Here is a 26,176-nt window from a genome sequence, read left to right as displayed (position 1 = left end):
CTGGTAAACTGCCACCTTTTGACAAAAAAGCATCATTGCCCTTATGAATGAGGGAAGGAAAGGCTTTTGGGAAGCTACTTATAAGCAGTGCATTGCCAAAATGATTGGCCTTTGCTATCGGTATACCTATGATCGGCAAACGGCAGAAGACTTAGCCCATGATGCGTTTTTACTAGCGATTGATAAAGCGTCAAGCTTTGAAAACAAAGGCCCTTTTGAAGCCTGGTTAAGGCGTATTGTCATCAACGTAGCCTTGCAACACGTTCGGGAGCAGAAAAAACAGAAGGACCATCAAGACAGGATAAGAACAGCGTTTCAGATTCCCTCCCTTGAATCTGACGAGGAAAGCAACTCCAATCCAGCCTATTCATTTTCAGAAACTGAACTGTTAGAGACCATTAGCCTTCTGCCCCACCACCATCGACTGGTGTTTAATCTGTACGTATTTGATGAGTTCACCCATGCCCAGATCGGAGCCGAGTTGGGTATCAGCGAAGGAACCTCAAAGTCCCATTTGGCAAGGGCTCGCAAGAAAATTCGGGAAATCCTTACTCAGAAAACAAACCAGCACCCGAAACGAAAGCGGTTACTATTCCTGTTGTTGCTTCCGAATCGGCTTGGCGGTATGGATCAGTTGTTCAGACGCCACTTGAACGCGTTCGAGCTACAGCCTCAACAGGCATTGCCTATTCACACTGCCAATGGTAGGGATGTTTCAGGCCTAAAAACTAAACCGTCTGTCTTTATTCCACAAATCTTAATAAAGACAGATCTGGCAGAATTAGCCCTGATGCTTACGCTAGCCATTGTTTCATACCTCCAGCTGAACGCATATAAGCCCATGAAAGCGCCAATGATAGCAGCGCCTTCTGCCAACCTGTTGGAGAATAAGGTGCAGTCAAAAATAAATACGGATACTAAGCAGGTTTCTATGCCGCATCCAACTGCCACCTTTTCCAGAAATACCATCATAGCTAGAAAACAAACAGAAAATAGCGAAATGATGAAAAAGGTAAACACCCTAAGTGCGCTGCTGCTTTCGGGCTCAGCGCTGGCATTTGATTCAACAGCTCTATTGACTCCTTCCCAATTACCTATCCGGTTTATCAATCAGCCTGTGGTTGACAACAAGTTAACGGAAATGGTAAGGCCGATTGGCCAAACTCAGTCGGACACTAAACCAAATTCTAAAAAAATTTTCGGTACGTTTTATGCGTCGGAGCTGTTTTGGTCGGCAGAAAACAATGAACTATACGTCAGGGGAAAGCATGTAAAAGTTAGTCTTAACACGCAAAAATTTACGGGAAGCGGTCAATTTTCCTTCCTGAATAAAATAAGCTATTTGGTTGTCAATGGCAATCCCATGCATATAAATGACACCATACAGCTTTCGGATAAGAGCTATAGCCTGATCAAATTAACCCAGGCAGAAGCCCTGGAAAAATATGGCGATATAGCCAGGATGGGCGCGGTGGAAATAACGCTGGGGGAATAGCTCACACAAGCAACGTGGAATGCTGGCGGTAGGTCCCCTGGTACAATGAACCTGGCAAACTACCCATCAACTGTCTGTTAATTTTATGTAAAATCGGCAAAGACCTATTCACAAACGATTGATATTCAATACATATTGGCGTAATACCAGGAGCGTACTTTTGCGGGTAATTACTTAAGTAATACTAACCTGTTAACGTATGAAACCTATTTTACCCAACTCAGTGCCACAACAATCACCCCGGCCGAGAACCTCGATTCTCGCTCTGCGCCAGGTAGTTGTGGCATGTTTGTTTTGTCTACTGCCAGGCCTATCTGCGATGGCCCAAACGGTCACAGGTCGAATCCTGTCCGGCGACGATAATCAGCCACTACCGGGCGTATCTATCGTTGTGAAAGGTACCAATGCCGGGACAACCTCTCGCGCCGATGGTACGTACTCTATTAACACGTCGGCAAAAAGCACACTCACCTTCTCCTTCATCGGCTATGCTACACAGGAAATTGCTGTAGGCAATCGTACCACGCTGGACGTAACCATGCAGGCTGGCGACCGGACACTGAACGAGGTTGTTGTAACTGCTTTAGGTATCAAAAAAGACATCCGACAAACGGGTGTGGCCATCCAGACAGTTGAAGGCGCGCAGCTTATTAAGGCCCGCGAACCCAACCCGATCAACTCATTAGTTGGTAAAGTAGCTGGTTTAACGATCGGAGCCTCTGCCGAACTGCTGCGTCGGCCCAACGTGATTCTGCGGGGTAATACCGATGTCCTGTTTGTGGTCGATGGCGTGCCCATTAACTCCGATACCTGGAACATCAGTGCCGACGATATCGAAACGTACTCTGTTCTGAAAGGGGCATCGGCTTCGGCGCTATATGGTTTCCGGGGGAAAAACGGGGCCATCCTGATCACGACCAAACGTGGTACGAAAGATAAACGCGGGTTTGCCGTGGACGTGAATACCAGTCAGATGGTGGACAATGGCTTCCTGGCCATTCCGAAAGTACAGGACGAATACGGCCCCGGCGATCACGGTGTGTATGAATTTGTGGATGGTAAAGGGGGTGGTAAAAACGATGGCGACTACGATATCTGGGGACCCCGTTTCGAAGGCCAGTTGATTCCGCAGTACGACAGCCCGGTCGATCCGGCTACAGGCAAGCGCTCCGGTACGCCCTGGGTGGCTCGCGGTAAAGATAACCTGAAGCGGTTCCTGCAGGCGGGTATTCTCTCGACCAACAACATTGCGGTATCGGCATCGGGAGAGAAATATGACCTGCGTTTTTCAATCTCGCACAACTACCAGCGGGGGCTGGTGCCCAATACCAAACTGAACAGCACGACCTTTAAAGTAACGACGGGCTACAACTTCACGAACCGGTTGCGGTTTGAGGGCGATATCCAGGTGAATCGTCAGTATACGCCGAATATTCCTGACGTTGATTACGGCCCGAACTCCATGATTTACAATATCGCTATCTGGGGTGGAGCCGACTGGGACATCGACCAGTTGAAAAACTACTGGCAGCCAGGTAAAGAAGGGACGCAACAGATTTACGCTGAATATCAGCGCTATAACAACCCCTGGTTCATCACCAAAGAATGGTTGCGGGGTCACTACAAAACAGACATCGTTGGGCAAACATCCCTCAAATACAACATTGCCGATGGGCTGGACTTTCAACTACGCACCCAGGTATCGACCTGGAACCTGCTGCGGACGGAGAAGTTTCCATACTCGGCAACGGTCTATGGTCGGGAAGAAGCCAAAGGTGACTACCGCGAAGACCGCCGGAATTTGCTGGATAACAACACCGACCTGTTGCTTAAATACAACAAGCGGATTAATCCACTCCTGAATGTGAATGCCATTGCCGGGGGTAACATGCGTATTTACAACTACAACTCGAACTACACGACCACCAATTACCTGAACGTACCGGGCGTGTATAACTTCTCGAACTCGCTCAACCCGGTCATTGCGTCGAACTTCAATGCCGATATGCGCGTACTGTCGGCCTATTATTCGGCGGACTTCACCCTGAAAGATTTCGTGACGTTGTCCACAACGGGCCGGATGGATAAACTGTCCACCTTGCCAAAGGGTAACAACACGTTCTTCTATCCATCGGTGGCGTTGAGCACGGTGTTGTCAGATTACCTGCACCTGCCCCAGGCAATTTCTTTCCTGAAAGTACGGGCCTCCTATGCCAATGTGAAAGACGGTCTTACCCAATCGACCATTGGTGTGCCATCATTTCCACTAGGCTATGGTCAGCAATATTTGTCGTCGTATGATGGCCCAACGTATCAGAACTCGGCTGTCTACGCAACGCCTTATACGGTTAGTAACACAACCTCGGCCTATTTTACCAACACGCTCAACAACCCGAATATCAAGCCCAACAGTACGTCGCAAACCGAAGTGGGCTTAGACGCGCGTTTTCTGAACAACCGACTCGCCTTCGATGCAGCTTATTACATCAGCGACGATGGTCCGCGTATTTTTAGCCTGCCGATTTCCGAAACAACGGGTTATTCGGCCGCGCTGGTAAATGGTATCAAAACCCAGAAAAAAGGGGTTGAACTGTCCCTGACAGGTAAAGTAATTCGCAACGCCAACGGATTTAACTGGGATGTACTGGCCAACTGGTCGACTTACAAAGAGGTGTACAAAGACTTTTATCCGGGTGTAACGGCCTTGAATACGTTCTTCAAAATCGGCGACCGGACGGATAAGTATTACACCAAAACGTTTGTCCGCACCCCCGATGGTCAGATCATTAATGATGCCGGTGGACGTCCGCTTCAAACGACGGTGGCTCAATACGTAGGCAATATCAACCCGGATTGGGTATGGGGCCTGAACAACCGCTTCAGCTACAAAGATTTCACGTTCAGCTTCCAGTTCGATGGACGCGTGGGCGGGGTTATCTCCGATTATGTACAGCAGAAAACCTACGCGGGTGGTCGGATCATCAACACAGTTGAGGGTGATATGGGTATTGCCCGGTTGAATGATACGAAGGGTATTAAGTCGTACCTGGGCGAGGGGGTTCAGGTGAGTAACAATGCTAGCATCAACTACGATGCCGATGGCTACGTGACCAACTACAGCGAACTGAAGTTTGCGCCAAACACGACGAAAGCCTATTTGCAGGATTATATTGCCAAGCGCTACGGCTTCGACGGCGGCAATATCATCAGCCGTTCGTTTGCCAAACTCCGCGAAGTGGTCATTGGCTACACACTGCCACAATCGTTTGTCAGCCGCTTGGGCATCAAACAGGCATCGGTATCCTTCGTGGGTCGTAACCTGCTCTACTTTGCCGAGAAGAAAGACATTGATATCGACCAGTTTACAGGCAATGGCCGTTCGGACCTGCAAACGCCAACCACACGCCGTTACGGGTTTAATTTGAATCTGACATTCTAATTAATCGTCAGTCGTAGTCATTGATTGTCAGGTATTGTCATTTGTCGTGTAAGCGGCAGTAGCAAATAATGACAGCGAATGACTACGACTGGCAACTTAATGACATAAATTTATGAAACTGAACAAATACATTCTACCACTACTGGCTCTCTTCCTGACCTTGTCAGCCTGCGAGAAGCCGTTCGACGAACTCGAAAAAGATCCGAACCGGGCGGTCAATGCCCCCGCTTCATTGGTGCTTAAGGGTATCCTGAACGATATGTACGATTCGGGTAACAGTCCGTCTGGTTTTTCGGGGGTAACCTACGCACCCTGGGGTTCTGAGCAGCGTTTCAACCAGTTTTTCGCCAGTAATTACAACTACTACGCAACCAACGAATACAGCTGGACAACCACGAATCTGAATTTCTACACGCTGAAAGACGTGTTGAAAATGGAGTCCGAAGCCAAACGGGCGGGCGCTGCCGATGTGAACCCCTATTCAGCACTAGGAAAATTCTTTCGGGCGTATTTCTACGAAAACATGACCCGTCGGGTAGGCGATGTTCCGCTGACAGATGCCCTGAAAGATCAGGCCAACCTGACGCCTAAATATGATTCTCAGAAAGCGGTTTACATCCAGATTCTGAAATGGCTCGATGACGCCAATACCGATATGGCAGCTATCATCGCCAAAGGCGACAACACACTCGGCGGTGATTTTTACTTCAATAACAACCTGCGTCAGTGGCAGAAAGTCGTGAATACGTACCGGCTACGGGTGCTAATCAGCCTGAGCAAGAAAGAGAGTGATACCGACCTGGCTATTAAGCAGAAATTTGCCGATATGATCGGGAATCCAACGAAGTACCCGATTCTGACGGGCATGGCTGATAATCTACAGTTTATCCATAATGGCGTACAAAATAAGTATCCCCGCAATCAGGACAACTTTGGTCAGAATGCAACGCGTGAAAACATGGCCAAAACCTACGTCGATTTGCTGGTCGATCGTAAAGACCCCCGCATTTTCGTGGTGGCTGAACCCGCTTCGGCAAAAATTGCTGCGGGCCTGAAACCAACCGATTATGCCGCTTTTGTCGGCGCGTCCTCGGGCGAAGATCAGCAGGATATGGCTACTGAAGTACTGAAAGGACAGTACTCTTTTCAGAATCGGAAGCATTACTACACATCCTATGTGGGCGAACCTGTCTTCATCATCGGTTATCCCGAACTGATGTTTACCATTGCTGAAGGAATTAACCGGGGCTGGGCAACAGGCAGCGCCGATGATTATTACCAGAAAGGCATTGCCGCGTCGATGGGTTTCTATGGTTTGAAAGATGGCGACAATACCGTTACGTTCTCGCGTGATGGCGGTATTGCCAATTTCGATACCTATACCGTTAAGGTGAGCATGAGCGATTACCTGGCGCAGACTTCTGTAAAATATGCCGGTAACAATGCCACGGGTCTAACCCAGATTCTAACCCAGAAATACATCGCCTTCTTCCAGAATTCGGGATTGGAAGCGTTTTACAACCAACGTCGGACGGGCGTCCCTGCTTTCCTGACGGGTGTAGGTACGGGCAACAGCGCCCGGATTCCGAAACGTTGGCAGTATCCGACCAACGAGCGGACAACCAATGCCGACAATCTGAAATCTGCCTTGACTACCCAGTATGGCGGTACTGATGATATCAACGCCACCATGTGGATTTTACAATAGTTGTCTTAGTTTGTTCTGTCACTATTTAAACTTACTGAATTTCTTTAAAACTGAACCGTTTTTTGTCATTCCGACGCAGGAGGAATCTCAAGCTTCCATATTCATCAAGCTTGAGATTCCTCCTGCGTCGGAATGACAAAAAACGCGCTAATTCTAGCTAGAAAATGAAAGTTTAAACACCTTATCTACTACCTATGCGCCTTTTCGCTTATCTCATTGTTTTTTTGATCGGCTCCTTCGCACGGGCTCAACCGGCTCAGAACATCATTCTGGTAACACTGGATGGCGTGCGCTGGCAGGAGATTTTCAACGGGGCCGATTCAACCCTTTTGTTTGATCCGGTATTCAGTCGCGATACGGCCAGTGCCCATAAACAATTCTGGGTGGCTAGCCCTGTCGAACGGCGGAAGCGACTTACGCCCTTTATCTGGAATACCATTGGACAACAGGGTCAGCTCTATGGTAATCGGCAACTGGGCAGCCGCATGAACGTATCCAACCCCCACTGGTTCAGTTATCCCGGTTATAACGAAATCCTGAGCGGGTACGCCGATGACCGGATCAAGTCGAACGATAAAATCGACAACCCAAACGTCACGGTGCTGGAGTTTTTGAACAAGCAACCTGGTTTTGGCGGAAAAGTGGCCGTATTTTCGTCCTGGGACGTGATTGAAGCTGCCGTCAATGAAACCAAAACCGGAATCTACGCCAGTTCGGCTAACGAGCCCAGTAAGCCGCGCACCGCTACCGACTCGTTGTTGAGTGATATTACAGCCTTGTACCCACGAGAAAACGGCGATGGCGTTCGGGCTGATTTCCTGACGTATTTTGCGGCCCGGCAATACGTTAAGCAAAACCAGCCACGGGTACTGTTTTTGTCGTTCGATGAAACGGATGATCTGGCCCATGCCGGACGCTATCTGGATCACCTCCGGATGCTTCAGTCGATTGATGGGTACCTGGCCAATTTGTGGCAAGTGATTCAGAAAATGCCGCAGTATGCCGGAAAAACGGCCATTGTCATTACGACCGATCATGGCCGGGGCCATACGCCCAAAGCCCGCTGGAAAGATCACGGCACCAAAACGGCCGACTCGTATCAGATCTGGATGGCGGCTATGGGACCAGGAATTTCGGCGACGGGTGAGCAGAAAAACGGCCCTGTCCTCTTTCAGAATCAGATAGCCGCTACCCTGGCTCAGTTGCTGGGGTTTGATTTTAAAACAGATCATCCGGTTGGTAAACCCATTGACCCTATTTCGGGGGCAAATCGGTGATAGATTTGTACCCGAACCGACTTAATCTGCTATGATGAACCGTAGAACCCTTCTTAAATCAGCAACGCTGCTGCCGTTGGCGTCTGCTGCCGATGGTCTGATCACATCGGCACCCACGGCCCGCAAACGCGCTGTTCGTTTTGCCTACCTCGGCGATACGCATATTACACCCGACAGTAAACCCATGGAATCGGTAGCCAGGTGTTTCCAGCATGCACAAAACCATGCCGACAAACCAGCATTCATTCTGCACGGGGGCGATGTGATCATGGATGCGCTGGCCAAAGATCGGGCCGATGTGCAGAAACAATGGGATGCCTGGAACACAGTCGTGAAAGCGAACAATTCTTTGCCTATTGAATACTGCATCGGCAACCACGATATCTGGGGTGTCGACGCGGCTAAATCGGAACCGCTCTACGGCAAAAAATGGGCAATCGATCAAATGAAAATCAGCGGTCGGTATCGGTCGTTTGATCGAAATGGCTGGCATTTTATTGTTCTGGACAGTGTGCAACCCAAGCCCGATGGCAAGTGGTATACGGGCAACATTGATGCTGAACAGTTGGACTGGCTGAAACAGGATCTGGCCAAAACGGGCACAAAGACACCAATCCTGATTCTGTCGCACATCCCCATTTTCAGCCCTACCGGTTTCTTTAGCGAGACGAATATCAAGGATGGAACCTGGACGATTCCGGCGGGTTTAGTTTTGTCGAACACGCCAGAATTGCTGAAATTGTTTTATCAATATCCGAACATAAAAACGGCTCTGAGCGGCCATATGCACCTGCTCGACCGGGTCGACTACAATGGGGTTACCTACTTTTGCAATGGAGCCGTTAGTGGTAACTGGTGGAAAAGTGAGGTCTACCAGCAAACCAAAGCGGGCTATGCGCTCATTGACTTGTACGACGACGGAACCGTAGAACGAACTTATTTACACTACACGTAGTCCGGATGTAAGACAGGTTTTTCTTTGACAGGATTACAGGATGAACAGGAGTAATTTTAGACATAAAAATCCTGTTCATCCTGTAAATCCTGTCAAAAAGAATAAACATGTCCTTCCGGACGATCCCAAGAAACGACAATGCAAACCATTATTAATCTCTTCGCCGAAAGCGGCCAGGACGCTTACTACGGTGAACCCGTAACCCAACTTGAACACGCCCTTCAATGTGCCCACCTGGCCGAAAAAGCAGGGGCTGATGCTGAAACCGTTGTCGCGGCTTTCCTGCACGACATTGGCCATTTGCTACCGCCCGAATTAGCCGGTGGCTATATGGATGGCTACGGCACGGTCGATCACGAGAAACTTGGGGCCGACTATCTACGCGAAATGGGTTTTTCCGAAAAAATAGGTCAACTGATTGAGCATCACGTCAATGCCAAACGGTATCTGGTCTACAAGAACCCGGCGTATTTTGCCCGATTATCGGAAGCAAGTTTAAAAACGCTGGAATTTCAGGGTGGGCCTATGAAAGCAGGCGAAGCGCTGGCGTTTGAAACGAATCCCTATTTTCGTGAAATCCTGCAGGTACGCGGTTGGGATGAACAGGCTAAAATACCCGGCTTTCCTACGCCCGATATGGCCTATTATCTGACAATAGCGAACAGACTACTGGATGGAGTCGACTCCTAACTTGCGGTTCAACCCTGTCTTCGGCTTTTACGTCCAGTTATGAAGCACCTGTGCTGGTTTTCTCTTCTTTTCTTTGTCCAGCAAACGCTCGCCCAGCGAACGTACACGACCTTACAGGTTCCGGGCCGGGCAGACTATTGTACTATTAATCCTACCGGAAAATCGGTCTTGCCAAGTGGTCGTTATGTAACGCCAGCGGGCCAAACCATCCGAATCACCAATGATCCCTTCGGGCTGGCACTCTCGCCCAATGGACAACGGGCGGTATCGTTGCACGATGGTGTACTTACCGTACTGAACCTGGCGGAGTTGACGGCAACACGCGTTCCCGATTATGCGGGTAAAATCCCTGCTGTTTTAAAAGACGGCTCCTTTTTGGGTGTGGCCTTCGCGCCCGATAACCGGACCGCTTATCTGAGCAATGGCGACAAAGGGCGGGTGTTGATTTTCGACACCGACCAACTCAAAACCATCGATAGCATCAGTCTCGACGGCAACGGCTACACCGACAGCTTTACCTCCGATCTACTTCTGAATGGAAACGAACTGTTGGTTCTCGATCGGGCTAATTTCCGGATGGTTCGTATTGATGTCGCTACCAAACGCATTACAGCCTCTATTCCGACCGGTCGGCAACCGTTTGGCTTATCGATCAGCCCCAATAAAAAGCTGGCCTTTGTGGCTAATGTGGGCTTGTATGCGTATCCGAAAGTGCCGGGCGTGACCAAAACCAATAAAGACACTATGGCGCTGAAGTTTCCACCTTATGCAGCCCATACCAAAGAATCGGCAGAAGGTGTGGAAGTGGAAGGACGACGGATTCCCGGACTAGGTAGTCCCCTGGCCGATGAAGCCATGAGTGTCTGGATGGTCGACTTGACAACGAACAAAATCCTTAAGCGGTTTAAAACGGGCGTTCAGATTGGCGAGATGATCGAAGAAGCGGAAGTTGTGGGCGGGGCATCGCCAAACTCGGTTGTGGCTGGACGTAACTATGCCTTTGTCTCCAATGCGACGAACGACAATATTTCGCTCATCGATTACCGAAACCGAAAACTGGCAGGCACAATATCGCTGAAAGTCGACCCTAAACTTGACCGCTACCGGGGACTGATGCCCTTTGGGCTAGCGTTGACTGCCGATGAAAAGACGCTATACGTTGCTCTGCTGGCCTTCAACGCCGTGGCGGTTGTCGACGTAGCGACGCGAAACGTTCGGGGCCTGATTCCAACGGGCTGGGGACCAACGCGCGTTGCCTTATCACCCGACCAGAAAACGTTGTTTATAACGTCTGCACGAGGGTATGGAGCCGGACCAAATGGAGGAGCCTCCTTCGTAAAGCCACCCCAGGGAACCTACATCGGTGATATTCAATTAGCTACGTTTCAGTCCGTCGCCGTACCCAATGCGGCCCAGTTGGCCACCTATACGAAACAGGTTCTGGCGAACACCTACCAGGCCATCGCACTCACCGACAATGGAAAAAATCCGTTGCCGGTATTGCCCAAAACGAGGCAATCGCCCATAAAGCATGTTGTGTACATCACCAAAGAAAACCGCACCTACGACGAGGTATTGGGTCAGGTAAGCACCGGCAAAGGCGATTCGACACTGGCTCGCTTTGGGGTAGGTGTTACGATTAAAAGCCGCGTCTCGACCAGCCGCGGAACGAGCGGTCGGACTACAGACCGTTCGGGGGATACCGTGCGCATTACTGCCGCCGATATTATGCCGAACCATGTGCGGGTAGCCCGGCAGTTCGCCTTCTCCGACAACTTTTACTGCGATTCGGACGCCAGCATTCACGGTCACCACTGGATGCTAGGCACCATTCCGAATGAGTGGGTTGAAGCCAATGCGGCTTCGGCGGGTCGGTTCGATCCGGATTCGAAAGCACCCGGTCGGCGGTTTCCTAAAGCGTCGGGCGCTATAGATCCCGAAGATTACAATGAAATCGGCGGCCTTTGGGAAGCCTTCGAGCGCAACAGGATTTCGCTGTATAATTTCGGTCAGGTCAACGAATTTGCCGGAAACGTAGAAGAGTGGACGACCACGCAGTTTGGGGCGGCTCAATCCGTCGTGTTTCCAATGCCGAAAGCCGTGTACCCACACACATCGCGGGATTTTGCGGGCTATAACACCAACGTGCCCGATCAATACCGCATGGAACAATTTGAGCGGGAGTTTACGGCCAAATGGATTAAGGGGAAGGAGAAACTGCCGCAGTTTGTAACGATGCAGATTCCGAATGACCACGGTGCCGGACCTCGTCCCGATTTCGGCTATCCGTTTTTACATTCCTATATGGCCGATAACGACCTGGCCGTTGGTCGGGTATTGCATTTTCTGTCGCGTACGAAATACTGGAAAAACATGCTCGTCATCATTACCGAAGATGATCCGCAAGGGGGTGTTGACCACATCGATGCGCACCGTTCCATTCTGATGATGGCCGGGCCCTATGTGAAGCGGGGTTATGTATCGCATACGCATGCCAATTTCGGTTCTATTCTGAAAGTGATTTACAATATCCTGGGTGTTCCGTATGTGAATCAGTACGATCAGACGGCCTCGCTGTTGCAGGATTTCTTCACCGATAAACCCGATTTCCGGCCCTACAATGCCGTATTGCCCGACGCACGTGTATTTGATCCGCAGGCAGCCATGAAGCCCTACAAGAAGTTGTTCGACTGGCGGAAAATCGAGAAAGGACCCGAAATGGACGACCGGGCCGACCAGCGCGCAGAACATTATCGGCAGCAGCAAGAGAAGTAAAATTTTGTTATATTGCCAGAAAAAGAAATCCCTAAATGAAGTATACAGTCAACGTTATTTACGAGAAAGACGAACAGGGTTATTACGTCTTTTGTCCACAGTTGGCGGGCTGTCAGTCGCAGGGAGACACGTTTGAAGAGGCTCGAACGAACATTCAGGAAGCAATCGAATTGTATCTGGAAACACTAACGCCCGAAGAAATAATCGAACGCCTGTCGCACGAAGTAATCACCTCATCGCTCGAAATCGCCATTGCCTAAATTACCCGTTTTAGACGCGAAAGAAGCTGAGCGACTTTTGCTGAAGCACGACTTTTTGTGGATACGCACGAAAGGTAGCCACTGAATTTATCAGAAAGACGATACACGAGTTGTTCTGCCTTATCACGCCGGAAAGAGCCTTCACCCGAAAATCGTGAAAGAAGTGCTCGAAGCCATCGGCGAACTGTAATATAAACGCTATGCGCTCTCCCGCTTTCCTGCGAAACCCAACGACCTTTGTTATTTTCGGTGCCACAGCCGCCTTTTGTACCTACGCCTGCATGTACGCCTTTCGCCGGGGCATTACGGCCGTTACCTTCGAAGGCATGTTCTTTGTGGGAATCAGTTATAAAATCTGGCTCGTTACGGCGCAGGTATTCGGTTATGCCGTATCGAAAGGCATTGGCGTGAAGGTCGTTTCGGAGATGTCGCCGGGCCGAAGAGCGATCAATATTCTCTTTTTTGTGGGGGTTGCCTTATTGGCCTTATTGGCCTTCGCGCTGGTTCCGGCTCCCTATAATATCGTTTTCCTGTTTCTGAATGGGCTACCCCTTGGGCTGGTCTACGGAACGATGCTCGGTTTTCTGGAAGGTCGACGTCAAACCGATGCCCTCGTAGCCGGACTGACCGCATCGTTCATTTTTGCGTCGGGTTTTGTGAAAACGGTGGCACTCACGATTAAAAGCGACTGGGGCGTCACCGAATTCTGGTTACCCTTCGTCACGGGGAGCTTGTTTGTGTTGCCGATGCTGGTATCGATCTACGCGATGACCCTACTTCCCCCGCCTACCGCCGAAGACCGCGCCCTCCGCACCGAACGAAAACCGATGGACGGAGCCGAACGGCAAGCCTTTGTCCGGAACTTCCGGCCCGGCCTGATCCTGCTGATCCTCTCCTACGTACTCCTTTCCGCCTTCCGCGACTTCCGGGACAACTTCGGCCCCGAAATCCTGAAAGATGCCGGTGTGGAGAATCCTGGCATCTTCGCCAAGACCGAAACGATGGTGGCCGTTGGAATCCTGATCGTGATGGCGCTGCTTCAGCGGGTAACCGACAATTTCCGGGCGTTTGCGTTACTCAACGGGCTGATGCTAGCGGGTGGAGCCCTGGTTGGCCTAAGCACCTATGCCTACTCGACCGGTATCCTATCGCCGGGCAACTGGTTTTTGCTAACGGGCTTAGGGCTGTATATGGCGTATGTCCCCTGCAACGGCCTCTATTTCGAGCGATTAATTGCCTCGTTCCGCTACGTCAGTACGGTTGGGTTCATCGTCACCCTGGCCGATTGGTATGGCTACCTCGGGAGTGTATCCGTACTCTTGTACAAGAACTTCGGACACGCCAACATCAGCTACCGCGAGTTCTTCATCTACGGGGCCTATATCATGGCTGGGCTGTATGTGCTGCTGGTAATTGGCTCGTTTGTGTATTTCCGAAAGCGGTTTCGGGAGGAGGTCATGTTGTACCCACGGGCTTCAGCCCGTATATAGGTTGAATTAAAACACAGGCTAAAGCCCGTGGGTACGACATGGCCTCCTCCCCTCCCACCTATACGCTACGGCAAACTGCGACCTGCCCGTTCTCGCTTGGCTTCGCCGAGTGAGCGCTATTTTTTAACGGCCTCTGGCCGGAGGTGTATCGCAAAAATGGGCCGGAGGCCCTTGAACCAATAGCGCTCACTCGGCGAAGCCAAGCGAGAACGGGTACGACATAGCCTCCTCCCCTCCCACCTCTACGTTGCGGCAAACTCCCCATGTCCAGTAACTCTTTATTAACAGATATTCGCCATAAATCAACCTACATCTCGCATTCCACTACCGAATCTGCGTCCTTTAAAACACGATTCGGGTAAACGTATTCGTTAGAATTGACGTTATCGAACAACCTCCTCTATACTCATTAATTATCAAGTACCTATGCCTTGGTTTGTTATTTATACGAAATCCCGATCTGAAAAGCTGGCCGCTAATGAACTCCGCAAGCGGGGCGTTGACGTCTATTGCCCACTTAGAAAAATCAAACGACAATGGTCTGACCGGGTCAAAATGGTAGAAGAACCGTTGTTCCGCTCCTATTGCTTCGTGAATCTGGAAGAGAACGAACGGCAGGCCGTATACGGTGTGCCGGGGGTAGTCGGGTATCTTCACTGGCTACAGAAACCAGCCATCGTAAAGCAAAAAGAGATTGACCTGATCAAGGACATGCTGAATGACTTTGATCACGACGCCCTGGAACTCCTCGATTTTAAAACCGCCGACCGACTTAAAATTACCTCCGGTGCCTTTATGGATCAGGAAGGTGAAGTCATGTCGACCCAGGGTAAAACCATCGTCGTCAAACTTGAATCACTACAAGTCTACGTATCCGTCGATCTGAATAAGAACAAAGTGGAGAAAGTAGGCCGGACGAAACGGGAGCTGTGACCCCCTATCAACTCACCAAGCGAAGCTCCGAGAGTACCGGAAGAACAGCCGGAACGCGCCGACGGGCAATCTCAAACTGGGTCTGATCAGCCATGACAACATAGTTTGTATCGGTGGAGTTGCCAGCGGGTTTGCAGAAAGTAATGTAAGCCTGGTTAATCAGTGCCTTTTTGTGCACCCGTAAGAAACAGGGCCACTGATCGGCGAACCATTTTAAGGTGCGACAGGATAAGATTACCTCGCCGTTCACCATGTATAGATAACAATAATTGATATTACCAATCAGGTACAGGACCTGGTGCGGATCGTAATGATGCTCACCGCGCTTTCCGGGGAGTCGTTTCATAGGGTGTCGTGTTTTATGTGGAATCGAGAGCCTTTATCTCAGTAAGATTATAAAAAAGAGCCCAATAATCCAAAAGTGAGAAATGGAAAATTAAAAGGCAACTTTTTCTTTTAAACGGTACAAAGTGGTTTTAACGCAAAGGCGCAAAGGATAGGCGCAAGGAGCGCAAAAAGTAGGTAAACTGCCTTTGCGACCTTAACACCTATCTTTTGTGTTTTAACCTATATGAATACGGATGAAGTAAGGCCATCCCTTTAAAGTTCGGCTTGACAGGACATGCTCACCTATACGTAGGTAGTTGGAGCAATAATTACGATCACCGATTAACTAAAGAAACTTCTTGGGATCAATGTCATGTTGAACCTGACCGTAGCGAATCGTTACATTGTATAAAAACAGGATGGCCTATTTGGTTAGAACTACTTAAGTAGTACGGCAAGGAAAAGCGATTTTATTAGCCCAAAACCAGCACAAAGTATCTACTTTTTATAATCTTAAAGTATAATTAAGTTAAATTATTAGTATTCATCAATAAATATATTGACGATAATTTACAGGTATAATTAACAAATACTAAATTATAATCAGTTGAATTTATCTTAAATCAATATAAATATATAAACTTTCCAATATAAGTTAGTTGTCGTCATTTTGCCTGATTATGTACTAAATACGGGCAAATTATAGGCCTAATTGCCCGCTTCGCCGTTTAATAAATACAAATAGTATAATGTCCGACCCTTCGGTAAACATAGCTATTATTGCATTAACAGAAGATAATAGCACTAGTTACCGGTTAAGGTTAACACTAAATTGGCAACCAGTTAAAACCAGAAAACAGATTCTTTTCACCTCCATACTATAAGCTGTTCAATCATTAACATTATCCCCATACCTCTATGAATCAACTTTCCAACTTATTTCAGCGTAATGAATCGGACTTTGTTTCAACAGATTTCACAGTAGGTTACGCTCCTATTGAATTTACAATACCCGAGAAAACGGTTCATCGGGACAAACAACCAGTATCGAATATTTTCCTTCAATGGACGCCTGATCAACAGGTTGTTTCATTGCCTCAAAGCACCTTGTATACACGTATTGGAAAGCGGATTTTCGATGTTGTCGTTGCCACGCTTGTTCTTGTATTTGTGCTATCCTGGCTTATACCCCTCATTGGGCTCCTAATTGTGCTCGAATCACCAGGATCTGTCTTTTTTATTCAGGCCCGTTCGGGCCGACGAGGTAAAGCCTTTCAATGCTTCAAATTTCGAACAATGGTGCACATCTCTACACAGCAGGGAGCATTTCGCCAAACTGCCCGGAATGATAACCGGGTTACAGCCCTGGGCCGTTTTCTCCGTAGAACCAATCTCGATGAAATGCCCCAGTTCATTAATGTCCTATTAGGTGATATGAGCTTGGTTGGCCCTCGCCCCCATGCGGTACAACATGATGTACAACATTGGTCATCACCTGCCTATAGAGAGCGCTACTGGGTTCGTCCTGGAATTACGGGCCTAGCCCAAGTCCGTGGTTCACGTGGAGCAACGGGCGCAAAACATCAAATGGAACACCGAGTTCGCTACGATCATTTATATATTCCCCGCCAAACATTCCTATTGGATATGAAAATTTGTTTCCGAACAGTAAAGTTGATGTTCAAAGGGGATGCCAACGCCTGGTAAAATAAATTGTTATTTCGTCTCTAAAATCAGAGTACAAATCTTTCTAACAGAATACCAAAGCCCCTTATCAACTAAATTCTACTAGGAAACTAAAACCAACTACTTAATTCATGTATACTTCCTGTTGTACAGAACTGAACAAATGCTAACTTTGTTCAGCGGAAATTTTGTCTGTGTCACAGGGCTCATTGTATGACGATCTTTTTAACAAACTTACCTCGGAATAAGCACAGTTATCTCCTGATTGCTTTCCTACTATCTGTTTCCTCATTTTATTCCTGTACATCTACAAAGTCTATTACTTATTTCCAAGGTGATGGAACTCTCGATACGGCTCGGCTGGCAACATTAGCTTCAATTACTCCTCCCATTTCGCGAATTCAGCCTGATGATATCTTGGCAATTGTTGTAAGCAGTTTGAGTTCAGAATCAAATGAACTCTTTAATTTTGCCAACATCAACACTGTTACAATGAGTCGATTTCCATCAGCAGTAGCTGGAGGAAATAATTCACAACCATTAGGCTATTTGATAGATGCGGATGGCTACACGAATTTACCTTTGATAGGTAAAATAAAGTTGGGTAGTTTAACAAATGAAGAAGCTGAACAACAGATCCAAGAAAAGCTTGGTAAATATCTTAAAGAAGTTACGGTTAATATAAGGAATTTAAATCGTCGTTACAGCGTACTAGGCGAAGTAGTAAGACCAGGTGTATATAATCTTTTAAATGACCACACAACATTACCACAAATAATAAGCGCAGTAGGTGATTTAACCACCTATGGACGTAGGGATAATGTGATGCTTATTCGTACAACAAACGAGAAACGGGAAATCGTAAAAATTGATTTGACGAAACGTGACATCCTAAATTCGCCCTATTATTTTATTCGACACGACGATATAATTTATGTAGAGCCGAGACCAGGGCGCATTACTGCAACTGATCGAACCCTACAGCTTGCGCCACTTTTCCTAGGCGTTACTTCTACTCTACTAGTTATTTTAAATTTTATTAGAAAGTAATAAATTATGCCTTGTCAGTTATTTATAATAACTTGACAGAATATAAAGCGCTTTCTTTTAATAGCCGATCTACTATCAAATGACCGATTCGAGTTCTGAATTATTTGGAGAAAAAGAAGCTCCATTTAATCTCCGTACAGTATTTATAAAATACCTACGCTATTGGTATTGGTTTCTGCTTTCCATAGCTATTTGTTTATCGCTGGCTTATATATACTTACGCTATGCTACCCCTATCTACCAGGTTAGTGCTACCCTGTTGATAAAAAATCAGAATTCTATTTCAAATGAGATTTTGAAAGAATTAGAGCCCTCTTCTACAGATAAAGTAGTTGAAAACGAAATTGAAGTTCTAAAATCTCGTAGTTTAATGTTGCGCGTAGTCGATGACTTAAACTTAACAGTTGCTTATTTCCAACAAAGTCAGGGACGAAGCGATAAGGAAATCTACAATGCTTCTCCAATTCGTCTACAACCTGTTCAACTGAACACACTGGCTAATAAAGGCCTCTTTATTAAAGTCCTAAATCATAATCAATATGAATTGGAAGATGAAGAAGGTGGGGCAAAAGGAAAATTTAATTTTGGCCAGATGGCTAAAAGCGATTATGGAAGCTTCCGTGTGTTTTTAAATGACTCGCTATACCGTAAAGACAATGCCCTTGTCAAGGTACTTATCTATAATAGAGAAAATATAGCTGAACATTACAAATCAGGATTACAGATCCAATTAGTAAATCCTAAAAGTACGGTACTGAAGCTAACACTGGAAGATGCTGTCCCTAAAAAAGGGAAAGCTATTCTGAATAGCTTACTGGTAGCATATAATTATTCTACGCTAACAGATAAAAATCGCGAAGCGTCGAATACCATTCGATTTATTGATGAACGATTAGGGTTAATTACAAACGAATTAGGTACGGTAGAACGCGACGTTGAAGCTTATAAAACCAATCAAGGAATTAGTGATTTAAGTCAGCAAGCAACGCTGTATTTGGGGAAAGTTAGCGAAAATGACGCAAAACTAAATGATCTGGATATTCAGCTTAAAGTACTGGAAGGAGTAGAAAATTACCTTAAAAGCAGCCAAACAGGCGTTGCTCCTGCCACACTTATGGTAAATGACCCTATCTTAATAAATCTGCTTACTAAATTAAACGATCTGGAAGCAGAACAAGCAAAATATGAGCGATCAACCCAACCTAATAGTCCATTTCTACAAACGATAAACGCTCAAATTGCAAGCACAAAAAGTTCAATTAAAGAAAATATTACCAACCAAAAAAATAATTTATTAGTTTCTCGTACAAGCCTGCGAGGTCAAATTAACAGTTTGGAATCTACAGTTAAAACTATTCCCAGGAAAGAAAGAGAATTCATTAATATAAAACGTCAACAGGGGATAAAAGAGAGCTTGTACTTATTGCTATTACAAAAAAAGGAAGAAACAGCCATTTCTTATGCGTCTACAGTAACAGATAGCCGCATGGTGGATGCCCCCTACGGGGAAAGTTTCCCAATCAAACCAAACAAGACCAATATCTATTTAGTAGCACTCCTTGCTGGTTTACTAATTCCAATAGGTATAGTTGCACTTCAGGGTATATTAAATGATACTATCCAATCCCGAAAAGAAATAGAGGTTGAAACTGGTTTGTCCATATTTGGGGAAATCATGAAAAAACCTAAAGAAATGAAGGATAATATAATTGACTCTGCCACCAATAGTGTAATATCAGAGCAGTTTAAAATTCTTAGAGCTAATTTGCAATATACGGTTGGCACTCCCACACCAAATGCAGGGAAAGCCATACTTATTACATCGTCTATCAGTGGTGAAGGCAAAAGTTTCGTAAGTATTAATTTAGCCTTAAGCCTTGCTATGTTGGATAAAAAGGTGGTTGTTTTAGAATTAGACTTACGTAAACCTAAAATAGCTACTTACCTTGGCGTTGCTAAAGATAAAGGCATTACAAATTATCTGATTGGGCAGTCTTCAATCGACGAGTTGGTTAAGGTAACAGCGCCTAACCCCAATTTATTTATGATTTCTAGTGGTCCGATACCGCCAAATCCATCCGAGTTATTATCAAATGGACGCCTTGAAATATTGCTGATTGAGCTACGTAAACAATTCGATTATATAGTACTAGATACTCCACCAGTTGGCTTAGTCGCTGACGCTACTCTTCTCGGGCCTTATGTTGATGCAGCTTTTTATTTAGTAAGGCATGAATACACCCCAAAAACATACATGCGGTTATTAGCTGAATTAAAGGACAGCAAAAAGTTTAAATCATTAAATATAATTTTTAATGGAGTAAATTATAAAAATAGTAACGAATACGGGTATGGCTATGGATATGGTTATGGATATGGGTACGGATATAGTAAAGGAAAAGGTTATTACGTATAACTAATCTTGGGCCGAAATGCTCTGCATATATACTGCTCCAGTGACTAACATATAGTAGACATTCTATGAACTCTGAAAGGCAAAAAATAATTAAACCACAACTCACTACGTAATGGAAACTTGCAACTGGATGCTTATAATACGAAGCAGATTTGAATTGCTCATAAATAAACAATATATCATCTCCTGAATATACTATACTGTAAACGAAATAAGTCTATCATTGATAAATCAAACAGCAAAATGCTCAGTTAATAAACGCGGAAAACGCTTAATTTTCAATAGCATTTGGCATCTAATCAATACCATTGAACTTATGCTGAATAAAATTTATCATTATTTTACTCAAATAAATATAGGTTAAATCAGCAACCCAGTTTATACCCCTCATTAAAATGCCTTAGAAATTAGGAGTATAACAAATAAAAACTGTTTCATATAAACTTACTCCTTCTATTTAATTAAAGTGGATATTTTAAGGACTAATATGTTAAAATAAAGACATATTACCTATAATATTGTTTTCATAAAGTCAAGATAATATATTTAATATGCAAATAATAAGTCCTTAATGGGACTGACAGGGCGAAGCCATAAGAAATAGATAATATATTAAGTTATACTCCTTAAAATTTTAAAAATAATAGTATCAATAATGAAGTTAATTAATTTCAAAAAAGTTGAGCTTAAATTAAATAATGAATAGTAAATATCTGAGGAAAAGATTTAATTATGAAAAATTATGGAGTATATCTAAAATACTTGCAAGTGTAGGATTTACACAAGGAATTATTCAGATAATTGGGTTTATAAGTGGCATTCTACTGATACGTCTATTACCAGCACATGAATATGCATTGTACACACTGGCAAATACAATGTTAGGAACAATGACTGTGCTTGCAGATGGAGGCATTAGTACAGGGGTTATGTCGCTTGGCGGCCAAGTCTGGCAGGATAAAGAGAAATTAGGAACTGTTTTATCAACAGGAATATATTTAAGGAAAAAATTTGCAGTAATTAGCCTGTTTTTTACTCTCCCGGTTTTAATAGTCTTATTAAACCTTCATGAAAGTAGATGGTATGAATCAATTTTAATTATTCTTACATTAATTCCAGCTTTAAATTCAGCACTAACAACTTCAATTTTTCAAGTTGCTTATAAATTAGATCAAAAATTTGCTTTTCTTCAAAAAATACAGCTCCTATCGAATGCAGCCAGGTTAATTTTTCTGGTTCCCTTTATAATTATTTTGCCATGGAGTTGGATTGCAATTTTCATAGCTGGTCTAACTCAAATATGGTCAAACTACTACCTACGTAAAGATTTAAAAACATCAGTAAACATTAATTTACTTCCAAGCAAAGAAGTTGAAGGAAAAATATTTTTAACTGTTAAACGAATACTCCCTACATCCGTATATTACTGTTTCTCTAGCCAAATTACTATCTGGGTTATATCAATTTTCGGATCAACAAATTCACTTGCTCAAATAGGCGGCCTTAGCCGACTCTCTATACTGTTTACTTTCTTTACTACTGTATTTAATACAGTCTTTATCCCAAAATTTGCAAGGCTTCCTAAAAGCAGTTCAATGGTAAAGAGAAGCTTTATAGGATTGCAATTAATATTATTGGCAATAAGCGTAATTATTGTTTTTATAGCATATATATTTTCAAATCAAATTATTTTCCTTTTAGGAAGTAACTTTAATGGCTTAAACAAAGAGGTTGTGTTAATTATATTTAGTGGTTGCCTTGGCCTAATTAGCACCAGTACAAATCAGTTACTTTCAGTAAGAGGTATAATAATGAATCCATACATATTTATTACTGTAGCAGTAATTGTCCAAATAGCAGTTGCTCTTATTATGCCTTTAAATGAGGTGGTAAGTGTAATATATTATGGAATTTTCACAACTGGAACTATTTACTTTGTAAGATTGATATATCTTGCTTTAGAATTAAAGAAAAATAATTTCAACTAAATTACTGAAAAATACCACATTACATGAATAGCATTAAAAAGTTAAAAAACGTTTACAAAGAAGCGTATACATTAGGCCATTTTCCAAGTTTATCGAAAATTATATTTACAAAACATAAAATTTTAGCATATTATGGCTTTTTAGGCGATGAAAATTTTGGTGATGAATTAGTTTACGAAGCGACCAAAAAGCTTTTTTACCCTAACATACTGTTACCTGTAAAGAGCAGAATGCCACTACTTCTTAAATTATACTCAACCCTTTATAAATCAAAAATTTCGGGAGTTGTAATTGGCGGAGGAACTTTAATAGGCCCTATATTTTTAAAAGGAGATTATTTTACTAGTATAATAAAAGAAGGGAAGCCCTTGTACGTGCATGGTACAGGGGTCCACAAAAAAGAATACTTTAACTCATTTTGGAATGAGATATTTAGCGGTCCCTTTTTTGGAGGTGTAAGAGGGCCTCTTTCGGTTAAGAATATTACCTCAATAAATGTAAAAGCAAACATAATTGGAGATGCAGCTTTTCAATTGTTTGAAAAATATGATTGGGCGCAAAAAGGAGCTAATGGAAAAAGCATATTGATTAACCTTGGAACTCATGCAAATTATAAAGATCTAATTATTAGTAGAAAAGCTTTAAAAAGCTTTATTAAACACATGATTAGTGAGGGATATACTATTCAGTTTTTACCTTTCCATTCGATTGATCTGGATCTGGGGCTTGAGCTTACATCAGATTTTCCTGAAATTATAATACTTGAAATACCTAACAAATATTCAGAAGCGGTTCAACATTTCCTATCCAGCAGTTTTGCAATTGGCGAAAGATTACACTTTAATGTAATGGCTGCCCTTACAAAATGCCCATTTATGTCTATTAATTATACAGCTAAACATGAAGATTTTCTTTTGAGTATAGATCTTAAAGATTGTGGAATAAGCCCCTCAGAAGCTTCTGTATCTTTATTTAAAGATGCATTTCATAATCGTCAACTTCTTGACTGGAAAACTATTGAAAATAAAATTTTGAGTATGAAATCTAGGCAATTAGATGAAATGGCTGGCTTTAAAAATAAAATGGCATAAAGGCGGCATATCATAAGCTAAGCTGTCAATCTTACTTCATTCTAGTATATTCTTGTTAATTTGTATTAATTCAAAGCAACAATGGTTCTTTAAAAATATAGTTTTATTGCCGAATTGAGGTTGTTTCAAATGTAGATAAATACCTTCTCGTAATTAAAAGAATGAACTTTTCAAAAGCTCAAATTGAACATCGGTTAAGATGGATCAAACAACTTATAAGTACAACTGATATAAGTGTTATTGGAGGCTATCACGGAGGTAATCTTGGAGATATGGCTTTAGGCTATTCTGTACGTGATATATTATTAAAAAGAGGCTTAAAATCAAACTTACAGACTATATATAATCTAGAAAAATGGACTAAAACTAAATCCGCTATTATAGGAGGTGGCGCTATAGGTTATATATATTCATTAGAGAAAATAGCAAATCAATATAAAGGGAATTATGGAAATATAGGAATACTTGGAGTTGACTTCAATGAACCATTTTATCCGCAAGAATTAATGGAGCTTTTAAAAAATGTTGCTTTTATAAGCTGTAGAAGTAAAGCTCAAGCAGATAAAATGATGGCTCTAACGGGAAGAAATGATATTGTTTCCCATCCAGATATAGCGTTTTCATTTAAAGACGATTATTGTGAAGGTATTCGTAATTCTTTAAATAAGTCTAAAAAGTTATTAATAAATATAGTTCCGTTGTATGGTAAAGTCACGAATGGAGTATTAGAGCCTATTGAAAAATATAAAGAGGAAAGGTCGAACTTGTATGAAAATTTCCAAGTAATGAATAATTCATACAGAAGCGTTTTAAGGAAAATTACCGAAAAAGCATTAGATGAAGGCTTTTCTGTCGAAACTATTCCGTTTACATCAGATGATGAAGAATATGGCAAACTTCTATTAAAAGGTCTATCAGTTAAACATAATAGTTATTCGCCAGACCCGTATAAAATGTTGTATAAAATGGCAAATGCAGAATGGGCTCTGACTACTCGTTATCACTCTACTATATTTGCAATAAAATTAGGTATAAAAATTACCCCAATTGCTTATGCGACAAAAAATGAACTTATGTTAAACGAATTGGGATTTAAACGCGACCAATTTCTTACCACAGATGATTTAGCGGCTGGCATAGATACTATTAAAAATTCTTTGTACGTAGACAAGGTTAAAATAAACCAGTGGGAGAAAAGTTGTTTTGATCAAATAAATAGTTGCATCAGCCGTTTACCGTAGCATCATTACTATTAATTCTCAACTACTACTTTCTAATTAATTTTTAGATAATTTTAGAAGGCAGTAATTAAAATCATATGAAGCTCCTTGTTAGTTAAATAGTATCCTGTCTTTAATAATAATCATTTAATAATGTGTAACGATTAAAGCAATGCTAATTTAATTATATGATTTCAAATCCAGTAAATAGCTTTATCCACGTGTTATATTAATATAATCTTGTAATAAAAATAGTGAAAATAGTATTTTTATGTTCCTCATTAGAATTTGGTAAAGATGGCGTTGGAGATTACACGCGTCGTTTATCAGGAGAACTTATTAGATTAGGACATGATGCTTCTATTATTGCTTTGCACGATCGTTATTTAATTGAACGTATTGAGAATAGTTTGCAGCAAGATAATGATGAAACAATAAATACATTGCGCTTATCCACCAGTGTTTCTTGGGAAGATAAAATTACGTATGCATCATCCTTTATCGAAAATCAAAACCCAGAATGGATAAGCTTGCAATATGTTACATATGGGTTTCAAAGGAAAGGGTTACCTTTTGGATTAAGCAGCAAATTAAAATCTTTGCGCAAAGGTCGTAAATTGCACATAATGTTTCATGAGCTTTGGATCGGAATGGATAAAGGCGCTCCAATAATTCCCATTGCTATGGGATGGATTCAGAGCCGATTAATTTATAGCTTGATAAAAAAAATAAACCCCCAACGTATACATACACAAACTTTGCTTTATAAAGCTCAGCTAGCTAAACTGGGTATCAAGGCAGACTATTTGCCATTATTTAGCAATATTCCTTCTTTAAAACTTACTCGTTCTTTTATTGAATTTACTTCAAAAAGTGATTTATCATTTGTCATTTTTGGTAGTATTCATCCAGGTGCACCTATCTTAAACTTAGCACAAGATATTCTCTCATACAGTGATAAGCATAATATATCTACAAAATTTATATTTTTAGGCCATAATGGAGATGAGAAACAGCATTGGGTTTCTATATTACAGAATTTACAATTAAAAGTTGAAGAGCTAGGTGAGCAGCCCACATCTGTTATTTCAAAAGTTTTAGCATCCGCTTCTATTGGGATTGCAACTACTCCTATTGATCTTATTGGGAAGAGTGGTTCAGCTGCAGCTATGTCAGAACACGGGTTACCAATTATTTGTATTTCTCGTACATGGTATCCTCGTAATGTACCTTCTCTAAATCGCCCAGAAGGTATTTTTGAATATGGTCCCGGAACCCTTGAAAAAATTGTATCTACTAAATTACCAGCCTCTAATTACACTAATTTGAATATTGTTGCAAATCAATTTTTAAAGAATTTATTAAGTAACTTGTAA

Annotated in this window: 18 protein-coding genes; 17 read left to right on the top strand and 1 reads right to left on the bottom strand. The window is 43.4% G+C overall.

Features of this window, described 5'->3' with window-relative positions; genetic code table 11:
* The first annotated feature begins 43 nt into the window (after nucleotides 1–43).
* The 10 genes from EXU85_RS08725 to EXU85_RS08675 all read left to right on the top strand — a co-directional run bounded on the left by EXU85_RS08725 (nucleotide 44) and on the right by EXU85_RS08675 (nucleotide 15,022).
* Nucleotides 44–1,495, top strand: coding sequence for an RNA polymerase sigma factor (locus tag EXU85_RS08725; protein ID WP_142771716.1), 1,452 nt, complete (start codon nucleotides 44–46; stop codon nucleotides 1,493–1,495).
* 319 nt (nucleotides 1,496–1,814) lie between these two features.
* Nucleotides 1,815–4,934, top strand: a complete 3,120-nt coding sequence (locus EXU85_RS08720; RefSeq protein WP_246859615.1) for a SusC/RagA family TonB-linked outer membrane protein — start codon at nucleotides 1,815–1,817, stop codon at nucleotides 4,932–4,934.
* Between the two features lie 112 nt (nucleotides 4,935–5,046).
* Nucleotides 5,047–6,642 carry a SusD/RagB family nutrient-binding outer membrane lipoprotein gene (locus EXU85_RS08715; RefSeq protein WP_142771715.1) on the top strand — a complete coding sequence of 532 codons (1,596 nt, stop codon included), beginning with the start codon at nucleotides 5,047–5,049 and terminating at the stop codon, nucleotides 6,640–6,642.
* A 194-nt stretch (nucleotides 6,643–6,836) separates the two neighbouring features.
* On the top strand, nucleotides 6,837–7,919 hold the full coding sequence (locus EXU85_RS08710) for an alkaline phosphatase family protein (protein WP_142771714.1): 1,083 nt from the start codon (nucleotides 6,837–6,839) through the stop codon (nucleotides 7,917–7,919).
* Nucleotides 7,920–7,950: 31 nt separating this feature from the next.
* Nucleotides 7,951–8,874, top strand: a complete 924-nt coding sequence (locus EXU85_RS08705) for a metallophosphoesterase (RefSeq protein WP_246859471.1) — start codon at nucleotides 7,951–7,953, stop codon at nucleotides 8,872–8,874.
* A gap of 138 nt (nucleotides 8,875–9,012) precedes the next feature.
* Nucleotides 9,013–9,564 (top strand): phosphonate degradation HD-domain oxygenase, encoded by a 552-nt coding sequence (locus tag EXU85_RS08700; RefSeq protein ID WP_142771713.1) that lies wholly within the window; start codon nucleotides 9,013–9,015, stop codon nucleotides 9,562–9,564.
* A 39-nt stretch (nucleotides 9,565–9,603) separates the two neighbouring features.
* Nucleotides 9,604–12,339, top strand: coding sequence for a phosphoesterase (locus EXU85_RS08695; RefSeq protein WP_142771712.1), 2,736 nt, complete (start codon nucleotides 9,604–9,606; stop codon nucleotides 12,337–12,339).
* A 35-nt stretch (nucleotides 12,340–12,374) separates the two neighbouring features.
* Nucleotides 12,375–12,599, top strand: a complete 225-nt coding sequence (locus EXU85_RS08690; RefSeq protein ID WP_142771711.1) for a type II toxin-antitoxin system HicB family antitoxin — start codon at nucleotides 12,375–12,377, stop codon at nucleotides 12,597–12,599.
* A gap of 200 nt (nucleotides 12,600–12,799) precedes the next feature.
* On the top strand, nucleotides 12,800–14,089 hold the full coding sequence (locus tag EXU85_RS08680) for a DUF5690 family protein (protein ID WP_142771710.1): 1,290 nt from the start codon (nucleotides 12,800–12,802) through the stop codon (nucleotides 14,087–14,089).
* A 426-nt stretch (nucleotides 14,090–14,515) separates the two neighbouring features.
* Complete coding sequence (locus EXU85_RS08675; protein WP_142771709.1) at nucleotides 14,516–15,022, top strand: UpxY family transcription antiterminator; 507 nt, start codon at nucleotides 14,516–14,518, stop codon at nucleotides 15,020–15,022.
* Nucleotides 15,023–15,029: 7 nt separating this feature from the next.
* On the opposite strand, the gene EXU85_RS08670 is transcribed toward EXU85_RS08675, so the two are convergent.
* Nucleotides 15,030–15,368 carry a LytTR family DNA-binding domain-containing protein gene (locus tag EXU85_RS08670; protein ID WP_142771708.1) on the bottom strand — a complete coding sequence of 113 codons (339 nt, stop codon included), beginning with the start codon at nucleotides 15,366–15,368 and terminating at the stop codon, nucleotides 15,030–15,032.
* Between the two features lie 899 nt (nucleotides 15,369–16,267).
* Between EXU85_RS08670 and EXU85_RS08665 the strand changes: the two genes are divergently transcribed.
* The 7 genes from EXU85_RS08665 to EXU85_RS08635 all read left to right on the top strand — a co-directional run bounded on the left by EXU85_RS08665 (nucleotide 16,268) and on the right by EXU85_RS08635 (nucleotide 26,176).
* Nucleotides 16,268–17,056, top strand: a complete 789-nt coding sequence (locus EXU85_RS08665) for a sugar transferase (RefSeq protein WP_142771707.1) — start codon at nucleotides 16,268–16,270, stop codon at nucleotides 17,054–17,056.
* A 192-nt stretch (nucleotides 17,057–17,248) separates the two neighbouring features.
* Nucleotides 17,249–18,085: a polysaccharide biosynthesis/export family protein gene (locus EXU85_RS08660; protein WP_142771706.1), complete on the top strand. Its 837-nt coding sequence runs from the start codon at nucleotides 17,249–17,251 to the stop codon at nucleotides 18,083–18,085.
* A gap of 79 nt (nucleotides 18,086–18,164) precedes the next feature.
* Complete coding sequence (locus EXU85_RS08655) at nucleotides 18,165–20,501, top strand: tyrosine-protein kinase (RefSeq protein ID WP_142771705.1); 2,337 nt, start codon at nucleotides 18,165–18,167, stop codon at nucleotides 20,499–20,501.
* A gap of 698 nt (nucleotides 20,502–21,199) precedes the next feature.
* The gene (locus tag EXU85_RS08650) at nucleotides 21,200–22,489 is read left to right on the top strand and encodes a lipopolysaccharide biosynthesis protein (RefSeq protein ID WP_142771704.1); all 1,290 of its coding nucleotides are present in this window, start codon (nucleotides 21,200–21,202) and stop codon (nucleotides 22,487–22,489) included.
* Between the two features lie 23 nt (nucleotides 22,490–22,512).
* Entirely contained in the window at nucleotides 22,513–23,580 is a 1,068-nt protein-coding gene (locus EXU85_RS08645) for a polysaccharide pyruvyl transferase family protein (RefSeq protein WP_142771703.1), read from the top strand.
* A 161-nt stretch (nucleotides 23,581–23,741) separates the two neighbouring features.
* Nucleotides 23,742–24,821, top strand: coding sequence for a polysaccharide pyruvyl transferase family protein (locus EXU85_RS08640; RefSeq protein ID WP_142771702.1), 1,080 nt, complete (start codon nucleotides 23,742–23,744; stop codon nucleotides 24,819–24,821).
* A gap of 233 nt (nucleotides 24,822–25,054) precedes the next feature.
* The gene (locus EXU85_RS08635; RefSeq protein WP_142771701.1) at nucleotides 25,055–26,176 is read left to right on the top strand and encodes a glycosyltransferase family 4 protein; all 1,122 of its coding nucleotides are present in this window, start codon (nucleotides 25,055–25,057) and stop codon (nucleotides 26,174–26,176) included.

Origin of the sequence: Spirosoma sp. KCTC 42546, from assembly GCF_006965485.1 — a bacterium.
Taxonomy (GTDB): domain Bacteria; phylum Bacteroidota; class Bacteroidia; order Cytophagales; family Spirosomataceae; genus Spirosoma.
This window is presented reverse-complemented; position numbering and strand designations above follow the sequence as displayed.